General features: G+C 66.5%; 18 protein-coding genes and 1 pseudogene. 12 read left to right on the top strand and 7 right to left on the bottom strand.

Features of this window, described 5'->3' with window-relative positions; translation table 11 throughout:
- Positions 1-300: 300 nt before the first annotated feature.
- Positions 301-702: pseudogene (locus ABGB08_RS19875) on the top strand (hypothetical protein); the annotation flags it as partial.
- 405 nt (positions 703-1,107) lie between these two features.
- On the opposite strand, the gene ABGB08_RS19870 reads toward ABGB08_RS19875, so the two are convergent.
- Positions 1,108-1,677 carry a dihydrofolate reductase family protein gene (locus ABGB08_RS19870; RefSeq protein ID WP_347592327.1) on the bottom strand — a complete coding sequence of 190 codons (570 nt, stop codon included), beginning with the start codon at positions 1,675-1,677 and terminating at the stop codon, positions 1,108-1,110.
- 238 nt (positions 1,678-1,915) lie between these two features.
- Between ABGB08_RS19870 and ABGB08_RS19865 the strand changes: the two genes are divergently transcribed.
- On the top strand, positions 1,916-2,719 hold the full coding sequence (locus ABGB08_RS19865) for an SAM-dependent methyltransferase (RefSeq protein ID WP_347592343.1): 804 nt from the start codon (positions 1,916-1,918) through the stop codon (positions 2,717-2,719).
- 70 nt (positions 2,720-2,789) lie between these two features.
- On the opposite strand, the gene ABGB08_RS19860 is transcribed toward ABGB08_RS19865, so the two are convergent.
- Positions 2,790-3,287, bottom strand: a complete 498-nt coding sequence (locus ABGB08_RS19860; RefSeq protein ID WP_347592341.1) for a permease-like cell division protein FtsX — start codon at positions 3,285-3,287, stop codon at positions 2,790-2,792.
- Positions 3,288-3,326: 39 nt separating this feature from the next.
- Positions 3,327-5,576, bottom strand: coding sequence for an accessory Sec system translocase SecA2 (secA2, locus tag ABGB08_RS19855; RefSeq protein ID WP_347592325.1), 2,250 nt, complete (start codon positions 5,574-5,576; stop codon positions 3,327-3,329).
- A gap of 117 nt (positions 5,577-5,693) precedes the next feature.
- On the opposite strand from secA2, the gene ABGB08_RS19850 reads away from it, so the two are divergent.
- From ABGB08_RS19850 to ABGB08_RS19835, 4 genes are all read left to right on the top strand, one after another.
- Entirely contained in the window at positions 5,694-7,268 is a 1,575-nt protein-coding gene (locus ABGB08_RS19850) for an NAD(P)/FAD-dependent oxidoreductase (RefSeq protein WP_347592323.1), read from the top strand.
- Positions 7,269-7,293: 25 nt separating this feature from the next.
- The gene (locus ABGB08_RS19845; protein ID WP_347592321.1) at positions 7,294-7,653 is read left to right on the top strand and encodes a VOC family protein; all 360 of its coding nucleotides are present in this window, start codon (positions 7,294-7,296) and stop codon (positions 7,651-7,653) included.
- 479 nt (positions 7,654-8,132) lie between these two features.
- Positions 8,133-9,095 (top strand): nitronate monooxygenase, encoded by a 963-nt coding sequence (locus ABGB08_RS19840; RefSeq protein ID WP_347592319.1) that lies wholly within the window; start codon positions 8,133-8,135, stop codon positions 9,093-9,095.
- Between the two features lie 171 nt (positions 9,096-9,266).
- Positions 9,267-10,130, top strand: a complete 864-nt coding sequence (locus ABGB08_RS19835; RefSeq protein ID WP_347592317.1) for a DMT family transporter — start codon at positions 9,267-9,269, stop codon at positions 10,128-10,130.
- A 52-nt stretch (positions 10,131-10,182) separates the two neighbouring features.
- Here the strand turns inward: ABGB08_RS19835 and ABGB08_RS19830 are convergent, their stop codons facing one another.
- Complete coding sequence (locus ABGB08_RS19830; RefSeq protein WP_347592315.1) at positions 10,183-10,761, bottom strand: TetR/AcrR family transcriptional regulator; 579 nt, start codon at positions 10,759-10,761, stop codon at positions 10,183-10,185.
- Positions 10,762-10,816: 55 nt separating this feature from the next.
- On the opposite strand from ABGB08_RS19830, the gene ABGB08_RS19825 reads away from it, so the two are divergent.
- Positions 10,817-11,965: an FAD-dependent oxidoreductase gene (locus ABGB08_RS19825; RefSeq protein WP_347592313.1), complete on the top strand. Its 1,149-nt coding sequence runs from the start codon at positions 10,817-10,819 to the stop codon at positions 11,963-11,965.
- A gap of 367 nt (positions 11,966-12,332) precedes the next feature.
- Here the strand turns inward: ABGB08_RS19825 and ABGB08_RS19820 are convergent, their stop codons facing one another.
- Positions 12,333-12,938 carry a GNAT family protein gene (locus ABGB08_RS19820; RefSeq protein WP_347592311.1) on the bottom strand — a complete coding sequence of 202 codons (606 nt, stop codon included), beginning with the start codon at positions 12,936-12,938 and terminating at the stop codon, positions 12,333-12,335.
- A 69-nt stretch (positions 12,939-13,007) separates the two neighbouring features.
- Positions 13,008-13,547, bottom strand: coding sequence for a YdeI/OmpD-associated family protein (locus ABGB08_RS19815; RefSeq protein ID WP_347592309.1), 540 nt, complete (start codon positions 13,545-13,547; stop codon positions 13,008-13,010).
- A gap of 97 nt (positions 13,548-13,644) precedes the next feature.
- Between ABGB08_RS19815 and ABGB08_RS19810 the strand changes: the two genes are divergently transcribed.
- Genes ABGB08_RS19810 through ABGB08_RS19795 form a run of 4 tightly spaced genes read left to right on the top strand, consistent with a single transcriptional unit; the run spans position 13,645 to position 18,225 of the window.
- Positions 13,645-14,691 carry a phosphotransferase family protein gene (locus tag ABGB08_RS19810; protein ID WP_347592307.1) on the top strand — a complete coding sequence of 349 codons (1,047 nt, stop codon included), beginning with the start codon at positions 13,645-13,647 and terminating at the stop codon, positions 14,689-14,691.
- Entirely contained in the window at positions 14,691-15,902 is a 1,212-nt protein-coding gene (locus ABGB08_RS19805) for an acyl-CoA dehydrogenase family protein (protein WP_347592305.1), read from the top strand. The genes ABGB08_RS19810 and ABGB08_RS19805 overlap by 1 nt, the downstream gene beginning before the upstream one ends.
- A 47-nt stretch (positions 15,903-15,949) precedes the next feature.
- Entirely contained in the window at positions 15,950-17,122 is a 1,173-nt protein-coding gene (locus ABGB08_RS19800) for an acyl-CoA dehydrogenase family protein (RefSeq protein ID WP_347592303.1), read from the top strand.
- A complete protein-coding gene (locus ABGB08_RS19795) occupies positions 17,119-18,225 on the top strand; it encodes an acyl-CoA dehydrogenase family protein (RefSeq protein WP_347592301.1) in 1,107 nt (368 codons plus the stop codon). Before ABGB08_RS19800 ends, ABGB08_RS19795 begins: the two co-directional genes overlap by 4 nt.
- A 45-nt stretch (positions 18,226-18,270) precedes the next feature.
- On the opposite strand, the gene ABGB08_RS19790 is transcribed toward ABGB08_RS19795, so the two are convergent.
- The gene (locus ABGB08_RS19790; RefSeq protein ID WP_347592299.1) at positions 18,271-18,879 is read right to left on the bottom strand and encodes a TetR/AcrR family transcriptional regulator; all 609 of its coding nucleotides are present in this window, start codon (positions 18,877-18,879) and stop codon (positions 18,271-18,273) included.
- A 198-nt stretch (positions 18,880-19,077) separates the two neighbouring features.
- Between ABGB08_RS19790 and ABGB08_RS19785 the strand changes: the two genes are divergently transcribed.
- Positions 19,078-19,863: a nuclease-related domain-containing protein gene (locus ABGB08_RS19785; RefSeq protein WP_347592297.1), complete on the top strand. Its 786-nt coding sequence runs from the start codon at positions 19,078-19,080 to the stop codon at positions 19,861-19,863.
- Positions 19,864-19,902 lie beyond the last annotated feature (39 nt).

Below are 19,902 nucleotides of genomic sequence, written 5' to 3'. Positions count from 1 at the left end.
ACCTCGGCCGGGTTCGCCAACGCCCCCTGGTGTGACTCCTTCGTCTCGTGGGCGGCCGGCACGGCGGGCGTGAGCAAGTCCGTCGGCAAGTTCGCCCACACCCCCGACCACCAGGCCTGGTTCAAGACCCAGAACGCCTGGGCCACCCAGCCGCAACCCGGCGCCGTCGCCTTCCTCAAGAAGCACGCCCAGGTCGGCATCGTGGAAAAGGCCGCCAGCGGCAAGGTCACCACCATCGAAGCCCTGCACGGCAAGGTCCAGCGCGTCACCCGCCCCGAATCCGAATTCTCCGGGTACGGCGTGCCCAAGCAGGTCCAGACTCCGCTCTTCAAGGGCAGCACCACCGCGTCGTACTTCTGGGACGACGGGTCCGGTATCAACGGCGACACGGGGTCGCCCGCCTCGGGCAAACCCATGCAGAAAGGCCTGGCCGCCAGCCCCAGCTGGCCGATGGGGACCGAAGGCTACGTCATCCACAACGGCCGGAAAGCCGACTTCTTCGTCGGCGATCGAGGGCCCGGCGTTCCATCGGGCAGCGGCGTCATGCTCGACCTGGACGGCAAGACCTTCGCCGAGCTCACCGGAAGCAGTTGGAACAGCTCCAGCCTGACCGTGAGCGGCGGCGAGGGCCACATCAAAATCGACTACGTGATCACCAAATGGGGTTCAGGCCTGGGCAAGAAGGGCGCCCCCGCCCCGTTCTCCAGCGGCGCCTACAACATGCGAGACAGCTCACCCCCCAAACCACCCACCCCCAAGTTCCCAACTCCCAAAGTCTCCGAAGTCACCAAAATCTGCGCATCCACGCCCGCTAAGAGCCCGACTACCACCAAGAAGATCGCTAACACCGAGACAAGCGCCGACACCGGGACAAGCTCCAACGCCATGACAACGGTGGGAATCGCGACCCCCGCGATCCAGAACGCGGCGAACGAATTTCCGACCCACGAACTCCCCATCCCCGGAATCGCCGCCGCACTCATCATCCTCGCTGCCGCGACCGCGGGATTCCGCCACTACACCCGCCCCCGGGGACGACACCGCGGCTGATCAGCCGGGAGCTCCGGCGTCGGCGGTGCCCGCGCGCTTTCACGCCCGTCAGTGACGTCAGTCGATGGCAGGGCGCTGATAGCGAAGCAGGACCACGCCGTTGCGGAAGGCCCGGGTGTCTGTCAGGCGGAGGTTCAGCCGCGCCTCAGGCACCTGGAACAAGGGGGTGCCCTGGCCGAGCACGATCGGGTGGACGTAGAGCCAGTACTCATCGATCAGGTCATGCCGCATGAACTCCGCGGCGAGTTTGGCTCCGCCGATGGCCAGGTCGCCGCCTGGCTGCGCCTTCAGTTCCAGGACCTCCTGGGGAACCACCTCGCGCACTATGGTCGAGTTCCAGTCGGCCCGCTCCAGCGTCCGCGAATACACGATCTTGGGCATCTCCCGCCAGATTCGCGAGAACTCCACCATGGGCGCGCTGGCGGCAGGGTCCTGATCGGCGGTTGGCCAGAACTCGGCCATCAACTCATACGTGACCCGGCCATCGAGAAAGGCGCCCATCGCCCCCAGTTGCTCGTTGAAGAAGCGGTGCAGCTCATCATCGACCAGATGCCAGTCGATCTCATGATTCGGCCCCTCGAAGAACCCATCGAGCGACACCGACATCATAAGAATGATCTTCCTCATCCTGCCTCCCATCACCGCCGTAACGGAGCCTCTTCCCAGCGAAGGCCGGATCAAAGGCCAAGAAAGCCCCCGCACCTGAAGCCCGCCCTTGATCGCACACCCGTGCGAGGATCGAGCGTCAGCTTGCCAGGAGCCACCGACAATTCTGAGACGGCCTTCGGCGGGCCGGCGGGTTTCGGTGCTGTGGTCACACTGTGGGTTCGTTGGGATACCATCCGCAGGTATCGGAGGTCGAGTGATGATTCCGGCTGGGACAGGTCCCCGCACGCCGAGCGCCACCCGTGTACATGACGCCCTGCTCGGGGGCAAGGAGAACTTCGAGGTCGATCGTGCGGTCGCCGAGCGGCTCGCGCAGATCCTGCCGGATATCGGCAGGGTGGCACAAAGCAACCAGGAGTTCGTCGGGCGAGCCCTTCGCCACGTTCATGGCGCGGGGATCCGGCAGTTCCTAGACGTCTCGTCGGGGGCAGGGCTGGCGGCGGTGCGTGCCACCCACGACACGCTTCGCGCGATCGACCCCGGGATCCGGGTGGCATATGTGGACACCGACCCCATGGTTCTCGCCCACGCCCGGCTTCTGGTGGACGAGGCCGGCACCCCGCAACGCGAGACCACCGCCCTGATTCATGCGGACATGCGCCACCCCGAACTCGTGCTGGGCCACCCGGAGGTCCGCACCCTGCTCAACCTCACCCGCCCCGTGGGCCTCCTAGCCGTCGGAATCCTGCACCTATATCCGGACAGCGACGACCCCCACGGCATCGTTCGCGGCTACATGGACAAACTCGCCACCGGCAGCCACCTGGTCGCCACCAACATGCACGCCTCCGGCGAAGCGACCTCGATCGCCCTCCAGCAAGCCTTCCAACTCGCCGTCGGCACAGGCTGGTTCCGCACCCGAAAAGCGATTGAACAATTCTTCGACGGCCTGGACCTGGTCGAACCCGGCGTCGTGCACCTCCCCGGCTGGCGCCCCGACAACCCACACGACCTGGAACCCTGGGAACGCATCGTCCTCGGCGGCGTCGCCCGCAAACGCTGAAGCTCACGAACGATGAACGGAAGCTCCGGCGTCGGCGGGCCATCCGCCCCGATTGCACGCCTGTGTGGCGTCACCGGACGGCGCCGCCAACGCTGCACTCGATGTAGTCCGAGTCTCCTGCGAGGTATTCCGAGACGCACTTCTCGTTGATGACGTTGGACACGCCGGGAAGGGCCATGGCGGCTTCCAAGATAGGGGTCCAGTCGGTGTCCTCTTTCATCTTCAAACGGAACGACTCGGGCATGTCAGCGGGTTCCACGACCTGGGCCGGCGTTCTGTTGGCTTCCTGCTCGACGAATAGCTCATAAGCGGTCTGCTGGTCCCGGAAGGTGATCGACTCGACCTGCGGCATCGCGCGAAGCGCCTGCTCGATGGCATCGATCTGCTGCGGCGTGGCCCCATGGCTACCCGAGCACGAACCACGTCCTCGGCCGTGGCTCGGTCGCCGACCATCATCAGCGCCAGCCGTACCAGCCCGAGCTGGTGCGCGGCGAAGATCGCGGCCACATCCACCGACGCCCGGACGCCAGGCTCCCCGATGGAGAGCAGTTCGACTTCCATATCTCAGAGACGCGCCTGGGCCGCGAATGCTGCTCGCGCCGCTGATTCAGCTCTTGCGGCGGCGGTTGCTCTTCAGGGCGCCGGAGACGCGTTTGAGGATTCTGTCCCAGTCGGAGCCGAAGGGGTTGTCGGAGACCAGGTACGTCCATGTCGCTGTCGGGCGTTTCAGGCCTTGTTCGGACAGGGGCTGGTCGGGGGCGTACGTGTCGAAGCTGCTGGTTGAGCGGCGTTCGATTTCCTGGAGGAGTTTGCGGTAGGCGGGGATGGCTTCGCGGTTGAACTCGTCGATCGGGTTGAGGCGGCCGAGGGCCCGCAGGTGGATGCCCTCGCGGAGGTCGGCGAGGAAGCCGAGATGTTCGGTCCAGCACTGGTCGAGGTGGAACAGGACGATCTGGCGGGCGGCCTCGGCGATCTCGGCTTCCGAGCTGAGGGCGACCAACTCGGCGTACCGGTCGGGGCGGGCTTCGGCCAGGGCCTCCGCGCCCGCCTCACCGTAGAGGATCTTGTCGCGGTGTTCCAGGATCTGGCGGCGTTGCTGTTCGAGGACGCGGGTGTAGCGCCAGGTGTTGCGGTGGATCTCGACGTTCACGCCTTCGGCGACGCGCTGCGCGTGACCGATCAGGTAGGTGGCGTGGGCGTCGCGGATCCGGCGATCCTTGCCGGGGGCGGGCAACGCCTCGTCGGGGGCGTACGCGGTGAGGAGCTGGTCCTCGCCGCTGACGAAGAAGACCGAGGCGCCGGGGTCGCCCTGGCGGCCGGAGCGGCCGCGGAGCTGGTCGTCGAGGCGGCTGCTGGTGTGGCGGCCGGTGCCGATCACGAGCAGGCCGCCGAGGTCGGCGACGCCGTCGGAGCCGAGGCGGATGTCGGTGCCGCGGCCGGCCATCTGGGTGGAGACGGTGATCGCGCCGCGTTCGCCGGCGCGGGCGATGATGGCGGCTTCCTCTGCGTCGTTCTTCGCGTTCAGGACGACGGGGGAGAGGCCGCCCTCGCGGAGGTGCGCGTCGAGTTCCTCGGATTCGGCCACGTCCAGGGTGCCGATCAGGATCGGGCGGCCGGTGGCGTGCTGGGCGACGATCTCCTCGACGAGCGCGATGTCCTTGTCGATCGCGGTCGCGTAGACGCGGTCGGGTTCGTCGACGCGGATACACGGCTTGTTGGGGGGGACGACGGCCACTTTGAGGTCGTAGAACTCGCGGAGGTTGTCGCCGACCGCGACGGCGGTGCCGGTCATTCCGCAAATAGTGGGATAGCGGGTGAGCAGGCCCTGGATGGTGATCGAGTCGAGGATTTCCCCGGTTTCTGAGGGGGAGAGCTTCTCCTTCGCCTCGACGGCGGCCTGCAGTCCGTCGGGCCAGCGCTGGAGTTGCGCGACGCGGCCGCGGGAGGCGTTGATCAGGTGGACCCGGCCGTCCCTGACGATGTAGTCGACGTCGCGGGTGAGCAGGGCGTGGGCGTGCAGGGCCAGATTGACTTCGGTGACCGTGGTCGCGTGGTCGTACAGCGAGATGCCCAGGGCTTTTTCTACCGTGTCGGTGCCTTTGGCGGTGAGGTGGACGGCGCGGCCCTCGTCGTCGATCTCGTAGTGGTAGCCGCGGGACAGTCGCCGTACCAGCGCGGCCATCTCGGGGACGGCGGCGCCGGGGTCGGCGGCGCCGGCCAGCACCAGCGGGACCCGGGCCTCGTCGACGAGGACCGAGTCGGCTTCGTCGACCAGGGCGACTTGCGGCACTGGTTGCACGAGTTCGGCGGGATCTGTACGCATCCGGTCGCGCAGCAGGTCGAAGCCGATCTCGCTGACCGCCGCATACGTGATGTCCTTCGCGTAGGCGGCGCGGCGTTCCTCCGGCGTGGACGTTTCGGAGATCCAGCCGACGGTCAGGCCGAGCGCGGTGTAGAACGGTTCCATCCACTCGGCGTCGCGGCGGGCCAGGTAGTCGTTGACGGAGATCGTGTGCACGCCCTGCCCGCGCAGCGCGTAACCGGCGGCGGCCAGCGCGCCCGCCAGGGTCTTGCCCTCGCCGGTGCCCATCTCCACGACATGCCCGGCGAGCAGGCCGAGCGTGCCGATGAGCTGCACGTCATAGGGGCGCTCGCCGATCGTGCGGTGGGCGACCTCGCGGACGGCAGCACAGAACGTGGCCTCGTCGAGCGCGGCTTCGCGGAGCTCGTCGAAGGACAATTCGCGCATCCGGGGCTCGTGCTCCGCGGCCCCGACGGCGACGCGATGGAAGCGCGCGAGATCAACGCTTCCCGGTTTCTCCAGGAAACGCCTGATCAACTGAGGTAGAGAGGCCACGCCCGCTCCAACGAGCCGCACGAGTAGTCGGTTCCAGTCGTAAAGCCCTGGAAGATCCGATGCTAGCCGCAAGGTGACTCTTGCGCTTTGACTGGTTATCCAGTCAGTCTATTGAGCATGAACGAGATTGCCGCACAGCTGGGCCGGGTGGGCCTGCCGGAGCCGGTGTCCGCGCTGGCGGCGCGGCGCTGGGACACGATCGTGGTCGGGGGCGGACATAACGGGCTGACCTGCGCGGCGTACCTGGCTCGGGCGGGGCAGTCGGTGCTGGTGCTGGAGGCGAGGGAACGCTTGGGCGGGGCCGCCACGCTGGAGCGTCCGTTCCCGGATCAGCGGTTTGTGATCAGTCCGTGCGCCTATGTGATCGGGCTGCTGGATGAGACGGTCATCCGGGAGCTGGATCTGCATCGGCGTGGGCTGGAGGTCTATCTCGCGGATCCGCAGTTGTGGATTCCGTTCGATGACGGCACCGCGTTCGCGCAGTGGATGGATCATGAGCGGACCGAGGCGGGGCTGCGGTCCTTGGGCGTGTCGCCTAAGGACATCGCTGGGTATTTCGCTTATGAAGAGATGTTCGATCAGATGCGGATCAAGCTCAGGAAGGGGCGGCGGGACTCCTGGGCGGGGGAGTCGCCGTCCCGGGACGAGCTGGAGGAGATGCTGGGCGGGGACGCGTACATGATCGATGTGCTGTTCCGGGCCTCCATAGAGGAGGTGCTCAGCGAGTACGTGTCCGACACTCGGCTCAGGGATGCGCTTTACGGGCAGGGCATCATCGGGACGTGGGCGGGGCCGAAGGATCCTGGCACGGCTGCCGTCAAGCTCATGCACTTCATCGGTGAGGTTGAGGGGCATGGTGCGGCCTGGGGATATGTCAAGGGTGGGATGGGGATGGTTAGTTTCGCCATCGCCGATGCCGCTCGGGAGGCGGGGGCTGTGCTCGCGGCTGGGGTGCCGGTGGGGGAGGTGCTGCCGGGCGAAGGGGTACGGCTCGACGATGGGACCTTCATCGCGGCGCGGACGGTGGTCAGCAATGCTGATCCGAAGCGGCTGATGACCATGGTGGGGGATGTTCCCGAGGATTATCGGCGTCGGATTGATGAGTGGGATATCCGTAGCCCTGTCGTGAAATTCAACGCCGCTCTGGATCGGCTGCCGTCGTGGAACGCGGCGCCGGGGGAGACGTTCATGGCGCGGGGGGTGGTTGATGTGATCTCCACGCTGGATGAGGCGCAGGTCGCTTTTGAGCGGTGTGCGGCGGGGGAGCCGGCGGTTGGGTTCGGGGAGATCTACTTCCAGACGTCACATGATCCTTCGCCGGCGCCTGAAGGGAAGCATCTGGTGAGTGTCTTCGGGCAGTACGCGCCGTATGGGATGGACTGGGGGGTGCGTCGGGGGGAGGTGGCGCGGCAGTTCATCGAGTTGATCGGGCGGTATGCCCCTGATTTTGAGGATTGTTTGATCAGTTATGAGGTGTTGGGGGCGCCTGATATCGAGGAGCGGGTGGGGTTGACCGGAGGGCACATCTTCCAGGGGGAGGTGCGGCCGGATCAGATGTGGGAGAACCGGCTTACGCCGCGTACGCCGATTCCGGGGGTTTATCTGTGTGGGGCGGCTACGCATCCTGGGGGGAGTGTGATCGCGTTGAATGGAAAGAACGCGGCGATGGCTGTGATAGCTGACATGAGCTGACAGGTATCTGCGGGATGCTCGGTTCATGACAACGATCGCGTCGCTGATAGCGGTGACCATCGACTGCGCTGAGCCGAAGAGGCTGGCGGAGTTTTACTCGAAGGTCACGGGGTTCGAGGTGCAGTATGCCGAGGAGGCGTATGCGGGGATAGGGGATGGGACGATGAACATCTTCTTCCAGCGTGTACCTGAGCGGAAGGCTCCTAGCTGGCCGGGGCCGGATAAGCAGTTCCATCTGGACTTTCGGGTTCCGGATGTGGATAAGGCTGTGGAGGAGTATCTGGCGTTGGGGGCGACCAAGCCGGAGTTCCAGGCGGGGGCGGGGTGGGTGACGCTCGCGGATCCGGAGGGGCATTTGTTTGATGTGTGCCCGCCGAGGGAGTGATGGGGGTTTCTGGTGGCTTAGGGCCGTAGCGGGTGGGCAGGGCGGACACTCCGGCCGACCGTGATAGCGGGCCTCTCGTTAGCCGCTGACCAGCGGCCATCGCGGGCGCGGTGGTCTCTGGCACGGTCTTACGTCGGCCTACGTGTCCGCCCTGCCCACCCGCGGGGTGCCCCGCCGTACTTCGCAGCGGTCCTTAGGGGCAGAACGTTCGTGGCGTCCACGGGGGTGTTGTACGGGTTGGGTGGGCCGAAGCCGGAGTGAGCGGGCGGAGCCCTGGAGTGGGTAATCGCCTGGGAGGGCGGGCAGTCTTCTCGGAGGCTGGGGGTGAGACACCCTTTGTTCTGTGCGGTGGGCGCTGGCTGGTGATGTGGTCGTGGGTGCGCTGTGTTAGTTACGGCGGACGCGTCGGGTGTCGGCGGATGTCAGGGTGTTGGCGGTTTTGATTCCCCAGTACGTCGGCAGGGGTGATGATGGGGGTTATGGCGTTGCCCACGGCGTTTACGAAGTTGGTCGGGGTGGAGCATCCGATTGCGCTGGCGCCCATGGGTGGGTCGGCGGGTGGTGCGCTGACGGCGGCGGTCTCTCGCGGTGGGGGGCTCGGGTTGCTGGGTGGCGGTAATGGGGATCGAGAGTGGCTGGCCCGCGAGTTGCCCATCGTCGCGGAGGGTACCGCGAAGCCGTGGGGTGTCGGTTTCCTGACCTGGGCGATTGATGTCGGTGCGGTGGAGCGGGTGTTGGAGCACAACCCGCGGGCGGTGATGTTGTCCTTCGGTGACCCGCGCCCGTTCGCTGGGTTTATCCGCGACGCGGGGGTGGCGCTGGTCATCCAGGTCACCGATCTGGAGGAGGCCCGGCAGGCGGTGGATGTGGGCGCCGATGTCATCGTGGCGCAGGGGACGGAAAGTGGTGGGCATGGTGCCCGGCGTGGGCGGTCCACACTGCCGTTCGTGCCGGTCGTGGTGGATCTGGTGGCACCGATTCCGGTGTTGGCGGCCGGTGGGATCGCCGACGGGCGCGGTGTCGCCGCGGCGCTGGCACTTGGCGCGGCCGGGGCACTGGTCGGCACCCGCTTCCAGGCCACGGCCGAGTCTCTCGTCGACCCCTCGACCATCAAGGCGATCATCGAGGGACGTGGGGTGGACACCGAGCGCAATAGCGTGCTGGATATCGCCCGGGGCTCGCGATGGCCGTCGAAATACACCGCCCGCACGCTCGGCCATCCTTACCTTGACCAATGGCGCGGCCGGGAAGCGGAACTGGCCGCTGATCCTCAGGCTAAACGGGCCTATCAGGATGCCGTGGCACGGGGCGATCTGCCGCCGCTGCCGGTCTGGGCCGGCGAAGCCGTTGATCTCATCACCGACCTGCCATCCGCAACCGATCTGGTCGCCACCCTGGCCGCGCAGGCCGAGGACGCCCTGGCGCGAGCAGGAAGGCACTGACCGGAACCATCCGCCAGGAGCGGCCACGGCTGGGACTGAAGGGTGTCATGTGGTGATTTGGGGGTTTTTGGGCAAGGATGGGGTTAGATCGGGTCAGGGGATGGATGTCTGGGGCACCGTACTTTGTCCCTAAGCTAAACGGGTGACCCTCGACTCTTTAAGCTTTGGCCGGTGCCCGTGACCTGGGTGGGGATAACGATCGCGTTGGCCGGGGCGCTTGGATACGCGCTTGGTGCTGCTTTGCAGCAGTATGAGGCGGTTGCCCTGGGGGCCACCTTGCGGCTGATGGGCCGGACGCGGTGGTGGATCGGTGGAGTTATCGGCTTCACGGGGGCGTGTCTGCACGCGGTGGCATTGAGTTTCGCGCCGCTCATCGTGATTCAGCCGATCAGTGTGGCCACCTTGGTGTTCGCGGTGCCGTTGGCCGCTTGGCTGCATGGTCGTCGGCCGCATCGGGCAGAGATCACCGGGTCGGTGGCGGTGGCGGTGGGGTTGCTGGGGTTGATGCTGCTGATTCCTTCACATGATGTGAAGCCGTCGCTGTCCAATGGGGCGGCTATTGGGCTGATCGTGGTGGTCGGGGTGTTCACCGGGGTTTGTTTCACGGTCGCGCGGTTCTTGAGCGGGGCCGGGAAGGCGCTGGCCATGGCGGTTGGGGCGGGGTCGGTTACGGCTACCGTGTCGACGTTCGTGCGGGTTGTGGGGGGTGGGCTGAGTGGGGATATGGCTCGCCTGCTGCACTGGTTCACGGTGGTCATTCCGGTACTGCTGATTTGTGCGGTGGTTTTGCTGCAGAAGTCTTACGCGGTGGGATATTTCGGGATCGCGTACGCGGGAGTGCAGATCGTAGACCCGATCACGTCGATCATGGCTGGGGCGCTTCTGCTGGGAGAGCCGGTTCCCACCGGTGTGGGGCAAGTGATTCCGGCGATTATCGCGAGCGTGTTGCTGGTCGGGGGGACGATCACTCTCAGCCGTCTGACACCTGATCATTCCCATCCGACGCCCGCTCCGGAGCCCGCGCCTGTCGGGTGACGGTAGTTCGATTCACTTTGATCAAGTCCCGCCCGGCCTCGTTTCTCCGCTGTCAATGGGAGAGGATTCCGTTGAGGAATTCTGCGAAAGCGGCCTTCAAATCGCTTAGCGACGGAGTCGTACCCGCTCCTACTACCGCGTCGAAGAGCATGCCTTCCCCGAAGGCGACGACCTGGCGCCCGTGGCGTACGGGATCGGAGGAGCCCGCGGCGGTCAGGAGGGCGATCGCGGGGTCGCGGAAGCGGCGGCCGATTTCGTCGTAGACCTTGCGGAGTTCGGGGCGGCGGGTGGCTTCCAGGGCGAGTTCGTAGCGGGCGATGGCGTGGTTTCTGTCGACGGTGATGGCCTGGTGCACGGATTCGGCCATCACGTCGGCCAGGCCGGCGAGCAGGTCGGGGCCGGGTGGGGCGGCTCGGTGGATCTGGGCGGCGAGTTGGGCTTCCTCCAGTTCGGCGAGGCGGGCCAGGGCCAGCTCCAGGAGTGCCGCGCGCGTGCGGGCCAGGTTGGACGTCGAGCCAGAGGGGAGATCGGCTGATTCGTCGACCGCTCGATGGGTGAGGCCGCGCATGCCGCGTTCGGCCAGGATCGTGATGGCCGTATCCCCGATGAGTGCCGCGCGTGCTGTCGTCATTCCGCTGATACTACATCTGTAGTACGGTGGCACTACAGATGTAGTGGAGGATGCGATGGGGCACGTGGTAGTGGTCGGGGCGGGAATCGGCGGGCTGACGGCGGCGGCCGCCTTTCAGCGGAGGGGTTGGGAGGTGACGGTGCTGGAGCGGGCACCGTCGATCGAGCCGGTGGGGTCCGGGCTCGCGATGGCTCCTAACGCATTGCGCGCGCTGGACACGATCGAAGTCGGCGATCAGGTACGGAAACTCGCCGCGATGCAGGGGCAAGCCGGGATCAGGCGGGCGGACGGCCGCTGGCTCTCCCGAACCAGCGCGGAAGCCGCCAACGCGAGGTACGGCGATCCGACCGTTCTCCTGCTTCGCTCCTCACTGGTCGAGCGCCTGGCGGGACGCCTCACCGAGGGGACGATTCGCCTGAACACCGCGGCCTCCACGATTTCCGGAACTCCCGACCGGCCGGTTGTGGTGACCTCCGGTGGAGAAGAACTGCCGGCCGATCTGGTGGTGGCGGCTGACGGGATTCACTCGGCGACGCGCGCGCAGCTGTTTCCCGAGCATCCCGGGCCGGTCTACGCCGGAGTCACCAGTTGGCGGCTGCTCGCTTCCGGCAGCGGTCTGAGCACGTCCGAATCCTGGGGCGGTCCCGGGCTCGTCTTCGGCGTCATGCCGCTGGTCGACGATCAGGTCTACTGCTACGCCACCGCAGCCGTCCCCGCAGGTCAGAAGGCCGAAGGCGGTGAGCTGGGCGAGCTGACCCGGCTGTTCCAGAGCTGGCACGATCCGATCCCGAAGCTCCTGTCCGAAGCCGATCCCGGCAAGGTGTTAAGGCACGATATTTACTCATTGGAGCAGCCGCTCCCGGCTTTCCACCGAGGCCGGATCGCCCTGCTTGGCGACGCGGCCCACGCGATGACACCCAACCTCGGCCAGGGCGCCTGCCAGGCCATCGAGGACGCGATCGTCCTCGCCCACCTGGCCGACCCGAAGCACCCAGAAAGCCTGGACGCCTATTCGGCTGCCCGGCTCCCTCGTACGACGTCCATCGTCACCCGATCCAGAACAATTTGCCGAATCACCTCATGGCGCAATCCGGTGGCCGTAGCCGCCAGAAACACCATGATCTCCCTACTCGGAAAGCTCGGCCCCACCGCAGCCCTCCGCCAGATGGACCCCATTTTCGGCTGGCAACCACCACGAGATTAGGGCTCGGTGCGCAGGAGCCACTGCGCAGGGGTTGTCTTGTATGTGTCGATGACGGGGTCGGGCGGAGCCCGAAGGAAACAAAGGGGTGGGGGGCGAACTCCGGATTGGTTGCCGCCTCGTTTGGCGGCGACCACGGTGCCGGGCGGAGCCCGAGAGAAATCAAAGGGAGGGTGGGTGGGAGAACCACGGTGATGGCCGGTGCGGAGTCCCGAGGTAGGTCAGAGTGGGAGAACCACGGGGATCAAGCTGCCGCTTCGTTCGAGTGACCGCGGTGTTGGCGGGGGCGGGCGGAGCCCGAGGGAAAACAAAGGGATGGGTGGGTGGGAGAACCCGGTAACGACAGGATCGAGGAGAGGACGGTGAAGAGTTACTGCGACGCTGAGGGGGTTGGGAGGTCCAGGCGGGCTTGGAGGCGGGCTCGGTTGGGGGGCCATTCGTCGTCGAGGATGCTGAAGTAGACCGTGTCTCGCCAGGTTCCGTCGGGGCGCGGGCGGTGGCGGCGGAGCGTGCCCTCATGGGTGCCGCCGATGCGCCGGATCGCGGCCTGCGACCGGACGTTCATATTGTCGGTCTTGAGTTGCACGCGGTTGAAGCCCAGCTTGTCGATCGCATGGTCGATCAGCAGAATCTTGCATTCGGTATTGACGGCGGATCGCCAGTAGGCCTGCCCATACCACGTCCAGCCGATCTCGATACTCCGGTCGAAGCCTGGGCAGTCCAGATACGTGCTCCACCCGATCGCCCGCCCATCGTGGATCACCGCCAACGGCACCGCATGGGGATCATCGATCAAGCTCCCCGCCACAGCCCCCATCTCCGCCTCAGTCCGCGGGGTCGCCGCCGGCATCCAGCGCCACACCTCATCGTCCCCACCCCCCGCCGCGAACAACTCCGGAACGTGATCGAGGGTAAGCGGCTCAAGCCGTACAGAACGGCCTTCGAGAACAACGGGAGAGGGCATCGTGGCAGTCATGCACGCCAGCCTGAACGAGGGAGCGGTCGCCTCCGGATGCCACTATCGGCAGGAAAAGGAGAGACCACTTCATTTCTTCCCCGGTGGCCTGAGCGGGGCGATCCGCTGCCCTTCCGCGGAGTCCGCGATCAGCTGCGCCAGCCGCTTGAGCCGCGTCTCTTCCCTCTTCGCACTGATCACCCAGTGCGCGGCCGACCGCCGATAGTACGGCGCCTGCCCCTGGAACCACTCCCACGCGACCGCTTCCGCCCGAAACGTCTCCTCATACTCGGCGGGCAACTCAGACGCCTGCCCTTGCTCGTACGAGTAAACAACCGACTTTTCCACCGTGCGCTGATCGAACGCCGCCTGCCCTTTAGGGTGGACCAACCCCAGATCCACTAACTCCTGGAACCTCGCGATATTGACCGCGCTCCAGATGCTGCGCGCCTTCCGCGGCGAGAACCTGATCTTGTACGACTGATCGTCCACGCTCTTCCGCACGCCGTCGATCCACCCGAAGCAGAGGGCCTGGTCGACCGACTCCGGCCACGTGATGCTGGGCTTCCCAGTGGACACCTTGTAGTAGCCCACCCACAGCTCGCTGCGCTCCTCATGGTTGGCGACCAACCAATCACGCCAATTCTCGGGGGTCGAAAAGAACATAGGTTCCATACCGCAAGGGTAACGTTCGACAGGCATACCGTCTGGTCGGTATGCTGCCCGAGTGAACGTTCCCGGACTCGATCTCCCGCGTCTCGCCCGTCATCTGGAGCGGATCGGCCTGACCCAAGGGCCGCTCACCGCCGACGTGATCCAGGGCGGCAAGTCCAATCTCACCTATATAGTCCGGGACGATTCCCACACCCTCGTGGTCCGGCGCCCACCGTTGGGGCACGTGCTCGCCACCGCACACGACATGAGCCGGGAATATCGCGTGATGTCCGCCCTCCAGGACACCGCGGTCCCCGTCCCGCGCACCTACCACCTCTGCCAGGATCCGGACGTCATCGGCGCGGATTTCTACGTAATGGAATTCGTGCCAGGCGGCCAGCCACCCCTCACCCCGAAATTGGCCCGCGACCTGACCGACGTCCTCGCCGCGTTGCACTCCATCGACCCGGAAACGGTCGGTCTCGGCGACTTCGGCCGCCCCGAGGGTTTCCTGAACCGGCAGGTCACCCGCTGGAAACGGCAACTCGACGCCTCGCGGAGCAGAGACGTCGCCGGAATCGACGAACTGCACACCCGGCTGACACAAGCCGTGCCGGACTCAGGCCCGCCCGCGATCGTGCACGGCGACTTCAAACTCGGCAACACCCTCATCGAGAACGGTCAGCTCAAAGCCGTGCTCGACTGGGAGATGTCCACGCTCGGAGACCCACTCACCGATCTCGCACTGTTCCTGCTCTACGGTGACTTCGCCATGCTCGACACCGTCCCCCGCACGGATAGCGGCTTCCCTGCGGATACCGGCTTGTCCTCGGATACCGGCTTGGGCGCGGGCACGGGGTTTCCCGCCGACGCTGGTTCCGCCGCCGATGCCGGTTTCTCCATCGACAGCGGCGATCTCGCCGCCCACTACGCCAAAGCATCCGGCCGTGATCTGTCCAGACTCGGGTGGTATATCGGCTTGGCCTGTTTCAAGCTCGCGGTGATCGCCGAGGGCATCCATTTCCGCTTCACCCAGGGTCTCACCGTCGGAGATGGCTTCGCCGAGGTCGGCGCCACGGTCGAACCGCTGGTCGAGCGTGGTCTGAGAGAGGTGAAGTGATGGAATTCGGCTACGACGAGACGACAACGGAACTGGCAGGACGCCTGTCGGCCTTCATGGACGAATGTGTCTACCCAGCCGAAGCCGCGTTCGAGCACCAGGCGGCCGAGAGCGGCTGGAGCGCTCCGCCGCTGCTGGACGACCTCAAGGACGAGGCGCGCCGGCGCGGCCTGTGGAACCTGTTCCTCCCGGGCGACCACGGCGGCGCGGGCCTGAGTAACCTGCAGTATGCGCCACTCGCCGAGATCATGGGCCGATCCCCGGCCATCGCCCCGGCCGCCACCAATTGCGCCGCCCCCGACACCGGCAACATGGAAGTGCTCGCCCAGTTCGGCACGGAATGGCAGCGCAAGGAATACCTGGAACCACTGCTCCGCGGCGAGATCCGCTCCGCCTTCGCGATGACCGAGCCTGACGTCGCATCCTCCGACGCCACCAGCATCGCCACCTCCATCGCCCGCGACGGCGATGAGTATGTGATCAATGGCCGCAAATGGTTCATCACCGGCGCGATGAACCCCAACTGCAAGATCTTCATCGTGATGGGCGTCACCGATCCGGACGCGGCCTCCCACCGTCGGCAGAGCCAGATCCTCGTGCCCAGGGACACCCCCGGCCTGACGGTCAAGCGCGGCATGACCGTCTTCGGCTACAACGACAGCGATCACGGAGGCCACGCCGAGGTGATCTTCGAAGACGTCCGGGTTCCGGCCGACCACCTGATCGGCGAGCAGGGCGGCGGCTTCGCCATCGCTCAGGCGCGCCTCGGGCCTGGCCGGATCCACCACTGCATGCGCCTGATCGGCATGGCCGAACGCGCCGTCGAAATGATGTGCAAGCGTGCCCTGGGCCGCACCACGTTCGGAAAGCCCATCGCCCAGCAGGGCGTGGTCCAGGACTGGATCGCCGAATCCCGGGTGAAGATCGAACAGCTCCGCCTTCTGGTCCTGAAGACCGCCTGGCTGATGGACACCGTCGGCAATCAGGGCGCTCACGCTGAAATCCAGTCCATCAAGATCGCCACACCGATCGCCGTGGAGTGGATCCTCGACAAGGCCATCCAGGTGCACGGCGCGGGTGGCGTCAGCCAGGACTTCCCGCTGGCGGCCCTCTGGGCGGGCGCACGCAGCCTGCGCTTCGCCGACGGACCAGACGAGGTGCACAAACGTTCACTGGCCTACCGCGAACTGAAGAAGCACATGAGCCAGTAATCGCACCGATGCCCGCCCGGTTGATTGCACTGCGAAGGGGAGAACAGGTGGATGCGACAGCGGTACGGGAACGGGTGGCCGCTTTCCTGGCCGAGCACGACCCAGCCACAACCGACTCGACGGAGTTCCTTCGCGCGCGCTTCGACGCCGGTCTGGCCTGGGTGTACTTCCCGGTCGGCCTCGGCGGCCTCGGCGCGCCCCGCGACCTGCAATCGCTGGTGGAACAGCTCCTGCGCGGCACCCCCGACAACCACCCCGGCCGGATCGCGATCGGCCTCGGCATGGCCGCGCCAACCATCCTGACGTACGGCACTGAGCACCAGAAACAACGCTTCCTGCGCCCGCTCTACACGGGGGAGGAAGTCTGGTGCCAGCTGTTCAGCGAACCCGGCGCGGGTTCCGACCTCGCCTCGCTGGCCACTCGCGCGGTCCGGGACGGCGCCGAATGGGTCGTGGACGGCCAGAAGGTCTGGACGTCGGGCGCGCATCTGTCCCGATGGGGCATCCTGGTCGCCCGCACCGACGCCGACGTGCCCAAACATCGCGGCATCACCTATTTCATCTGCGACATGCACGCCCCCGGCGTCGAGGTCCGCCCGCTCCGCCAGATCACCGGCGAAGCCGAATTCAACGAAGTCTTCCTCACCGGTGTGCGGCTCAGCGACGACCTGCGTCTTGGCCCGGTCGGCGACGGCTGGCGTGTCGCCCAGACGACGCTGATGAACGAGCGGGTGGCCATCGGCGGCGGCAACCCGAACAGCCGCCGGACCATGGTCGGCATCCTCGCCGACACCTGGCGAGACCGCCCCGAGTTGCGCACCCACGATCTGCATCAGCGACTGCTCAAACTCTGGGTCGAGGGCGAGATCACGCGCCTGACCGGTGCCCGGCTGAGGGAACAACTAGCGGCGGGGCAGCCCGGACCGGAGGGTTCCGGGATGAAGCTCCTGTTCGCCAAGCTGCACCAGGAAGCTTCCGGTTTCGAGGTGGAACTGCTTCGCGACGAGGGCCTCGAATACGACGACTGGAGCTTCCGCCGCTCTGACGGCGTCGACTTCCTCGGCCGTGGCGCCGGATACCGCTACCTGCGCGCGAAGGGCAACTCGATCGAGGGCGGCACCTCGGAGATCCTCCGCAACATCGTCGCCGAGCGAGTCCTCGGCCTCCCCTCCGAGCCCCGCGTCGACAAGGACGTGCCGTGGAAGGACCTCCCGCGATGACCTTGCTCTACACCGAGATCGAGGAACAGCTGCGGGCCGCGGTCCGAGAGTTGCTCACCGACAAGGCGACCCCGGGCGCGGCCGACGGCGGGGAGCTGTGGAAGGTGCTGGCGAGAGACATCGGCGTGGCCGGGCTGCTGATTCCGGAGGAGTTCGGTGGCGCCGGGGCTTCGGCGCGGGAAGCGGCCGTGGTCCTGGAAGAACTCGGGCGCACCGTGGCTCCGGTTCCCTATCTGACCAGCGCCGTCCTGGCGACCCGCGCACTGCTCGCCGCCGCCGACGCGACCGACACCGCTGACCTGCTGGAACGACTCGCGGCGGGGGAGACCACGGCAACTCTCGCGGTGCCCTTCGCGTCCTCGCCTTATCGACCGCCCCTCGCCGCGCGTGTGGGCAGTACAGAACTCGGGGCCGCTCCAGAGGTGGCCGTCGTGGGTTCCACGATCAGTGGGCGGATTGCCGCTGTCGCGGGTGCGGATATGGCGGACACGCTCCTCGTTCCCGTGGGAGCCGGGCTCGCCGTAGTATCCGCCGACGATCCGGGCGTGACCGTGACGCCGGTGACCTCGCTCGACACCACCCGTCCGATCGCGACCGTGGACCTCTCTTCGGCTTCCGCGCGGTTCATCGCAATCGATCCGAGCGCGCTCCAGGACACGCTCGCCTTCGGCGCTGGATTGCTGGCCTCCGAACAGCTCGGCGTCGCCGAATGGTGCCTGACCAGCACAGTCGGCTACCTGCGGGAACGCACCCAGTTCGCGCGCCCGGTCGGATCTTTCCAGGCACTGAAGCACCGCCTGGCCGACCTCTGGCTGGAGATCGTCGGTGCCCGCGCCGCCGCACGCAACGCCGCCGACCAACTCGCGTCCGGGTGGTCTCACGCCGCCCGGGTGGCGGTGGCCGTGGCACAGGCGCACTGTGGGGCGGTAGCCGTACACGCGGCTGAGGAATGTGTGCAGTTGCACGGCGGAATTGGGATGACATGGGAGCATCCCGCCCATCTCTATCTAAAGCGCGCTAAGACCAGCGAGATTGCTTTAGGCACACCCGGTGACCACCGAGAGGCACTGGCGGACCTGGTTGATTTGCCTGGGCCCGCCTGAGGGGGAGATCCGCACTGCGACCGGCCAGTCGTGAATACGTCCTTGTCACTCGGATTTGGAGTCTGGCCGCAATGACGCGAGCAGGAGGTCGGCGAAGTAGCGGCCGACGTCCTGGCCGGAGAGGGTTCCCTCGGGGTGATACCAGGTGCCCAGATGGTGGACCGAGCCGAAGAAGAAGTCGACCGCCATCTCGGCCGGGATGTCCGCACGGAACGTCCCGTTACTCTGCCCTTCGACGACCAGGTCGCGGAAACGTTCGTGATAGCGGCGGCGTTCGGCTCGGACGAGCTTGCTGGTCGCCGGGGCCAGTTGATGGTTCGACTGGAAGAAGATCTTCGAGTCGTCCAGGTTCTCGACCGTGGTGACCACCACGTCCTGCGCCGCGGCGTGCAGTCGCTCCTCGATCGGGCTGTCACCGTCCGCGAACATGTTCAGGCGCTCCATCTGCATCCGCAGCACCTTGCCGTAGATCTCGTGGAGCAGATCATCCTTGGAGTCGAAATAGTGATACATGGCGCCTTTGGTGACCCCGGCCGCCGCGACGATCTCCTGAACCGACGTGCCCTCGAAACCCCGCTCGGCGAACAGCCGGGTCGCCACGGAGAGCAGTCGCTGCCTGACCGGTTCCTCGGCAGCCGACACCGTACGCGCCATCTGTGACCTCCTTAGCCGTACACCAGCATACCGACTGGTCGGTCAAGAAGGACGGACTTGACGCCGGTAGATCCCCATGTTGGCGCTAAAACCGATCCGAGATAGCGGGAGTGTGTTAATTACATCACCTTGCGAGACTTGGAGCTCCCAATTGGGTACAACTTAGGTAAAGCAGACCTAATTTTCGGGGAGCACAGGGTGGCAAGTGGGTCCATTTATGTCCCGCGCGATGAGAAGTTCACCGGCTCTTCCCCCCAGAACCTCTATCTGACGTTCTGGATGGCCGGCCGCAAGAACCGGCTCCGCGTCCGAGCGGCCATCGCGGCCGCAGGCATCCTGGCCGGCAACCTCATGGCCGTCCGCTTCGGCTGGTCCAACCCCCTCTTCGTCGGCTTGCTCACCGGCGTCGCAGCCGGCGGCACCGACCTCCTGATCGCCTGGCGCGCCCACGAGCGCACCGCCGTCTGGCGCGGCAAACGCCGCGGCGAAGTCCGCACGGGCCGCCTCCTCCGCTTCAGCCTCAGCCGGTACGGCTACCGCGTCATGGACGGCCGCGCCGTCCCCGGCCAGGCCTCCATCGACCACCTGGTCATCGGCCCCGGCGGCCTCTGGCTCATCGACAACGAAGCCTGGGGCCCCGACACGGTCGTGGCCCGCTACGGCGGCCGCCTCTTCTTCGACGAGAAGTACGGAACGACCGTCGCGAAGGGCCTGATCTCCGCCGGAACCGCCCTAGCCCAGCTCCTGACCAAGGAAACCGGCATCGAGCTGTCCATCACCCCGGTGCTGGCCCTCCACGGCGGGCGGATCGAAGGCCGGGGCGGGATCGTCCAAGGCGAGGGACTGACGGTCGCCTACCCACGCAAGATCGCGGGCCTGATCCGTTCCGAGGTCGTCATGGAACTCACCGCGGAACAGGTCGAACTTCTTGCCCGTACGGCGGCCAGGGTGGTGCCCAGAATGCCGGTCACCCGGGTGACCTGACGCGGGCGGGCAGTATCGGTCGGATCGTGCCGTCGCGCG

It is taken from the genome of Acrocarpospora sp. B8E8 (genome assembly GCF_039871605.1).
GTDB classification, from domain to species: Bacteria; Actinomycetota; Actinomycetes; order Streptosporangiales; family Streptosporangiaceae; genus Acrocarpospora; species Acrocarpospora macrocephala.
This window is presented reverse-complemented; position numbering and strand designations above follow the sequence as displayed.

What these genes read in the sequence shown, in the direction of transcription:
- ABGB08_RS19865 (WP_347592343.1), top strand. Translation starts at nt 1,916, where the DNA reads ATGATTCCGGCTGGGACAGGTCCCCGCACGCCGAGCGCCACCCGTGTA.
- ABGB08_RS19840 (WP_347592319.1), top strand. Translation starts at nt 8,133, where the DNA reads ATGGCGTTGCCCACGGCGTTTACGAAGTTGGTCGGGGTGGAGCATCCG.
- ABGB08_RS19820 (WP_347592311.1), bottom strand. Translation starts at nt 12,938, where the DNA reads ATGACTGCCACGATGCCCTCTCCCGTTGTTCTCGAAGGCCGTTCTGTA.
- ABGB08_RS19870 (WP_347592327.1), bottom strand. Translation starts at nt 1,677, where the DNA reads ATGAGGAAGATCATTCTTATGATGTCGGTGTCGCTCGATGGGTTCTTC.
- ABGB08_RS19790 (WP_347592299.1), bottom strand. Translation starts at nt 18,879, where the DNA reads ATGGCGCGTACGGTGTCGGCTGCCGAGGAACCGGTCAGGCAGCGACTG.
- ABGB08_RS19830 (WP_347592315.1), bottom strand. Translation starts at nt 10,761, where the DNA reads ATGACGACAGCACGCGCGGCACTCATCGGGGATACGGCCATCACGATC.
- ABGB08_RS19825 (WP_347592313.1), top strand. Translation starts at nt 10,817, where the DNA reads ATGGGGCACGTGGTAGTGGTCGGGGCGGGAATCGGCGGGCTGACGGCG.
- ABGB08_RS19850 (WP_347592323.1), top strand. Translation starts at nt 5,694, where the DNA reads ATGAACGAGATTGCCGCACAGCTGGGCCGGGTGGGCCTGCCGGAGCCG.
- ABGB08_RS19805 (WP_347592305.1), top strand. Translation starts at nt 14,691, where the DNA reads ATGGAATTCGGCTACGACGAGACGACAACGGAACTGGCAGGACGCCTG.
- ABGB08_RS19845 (WP_347592321.1), top strand. Translation starts at nt 7,294, where the DNA reads ATGACAACGATCGCGTCGCTGATAGCGGTGACCATCGACTGCGCTGAG.
- ABGB08_RS19795 (WP_347592301.1), top strand. Translation starts at nt 17,119, where the DNA reads ATGACCTTGCTCTACACCGAGATCGAGGAACAGCTGCGGGCCGCGGTC.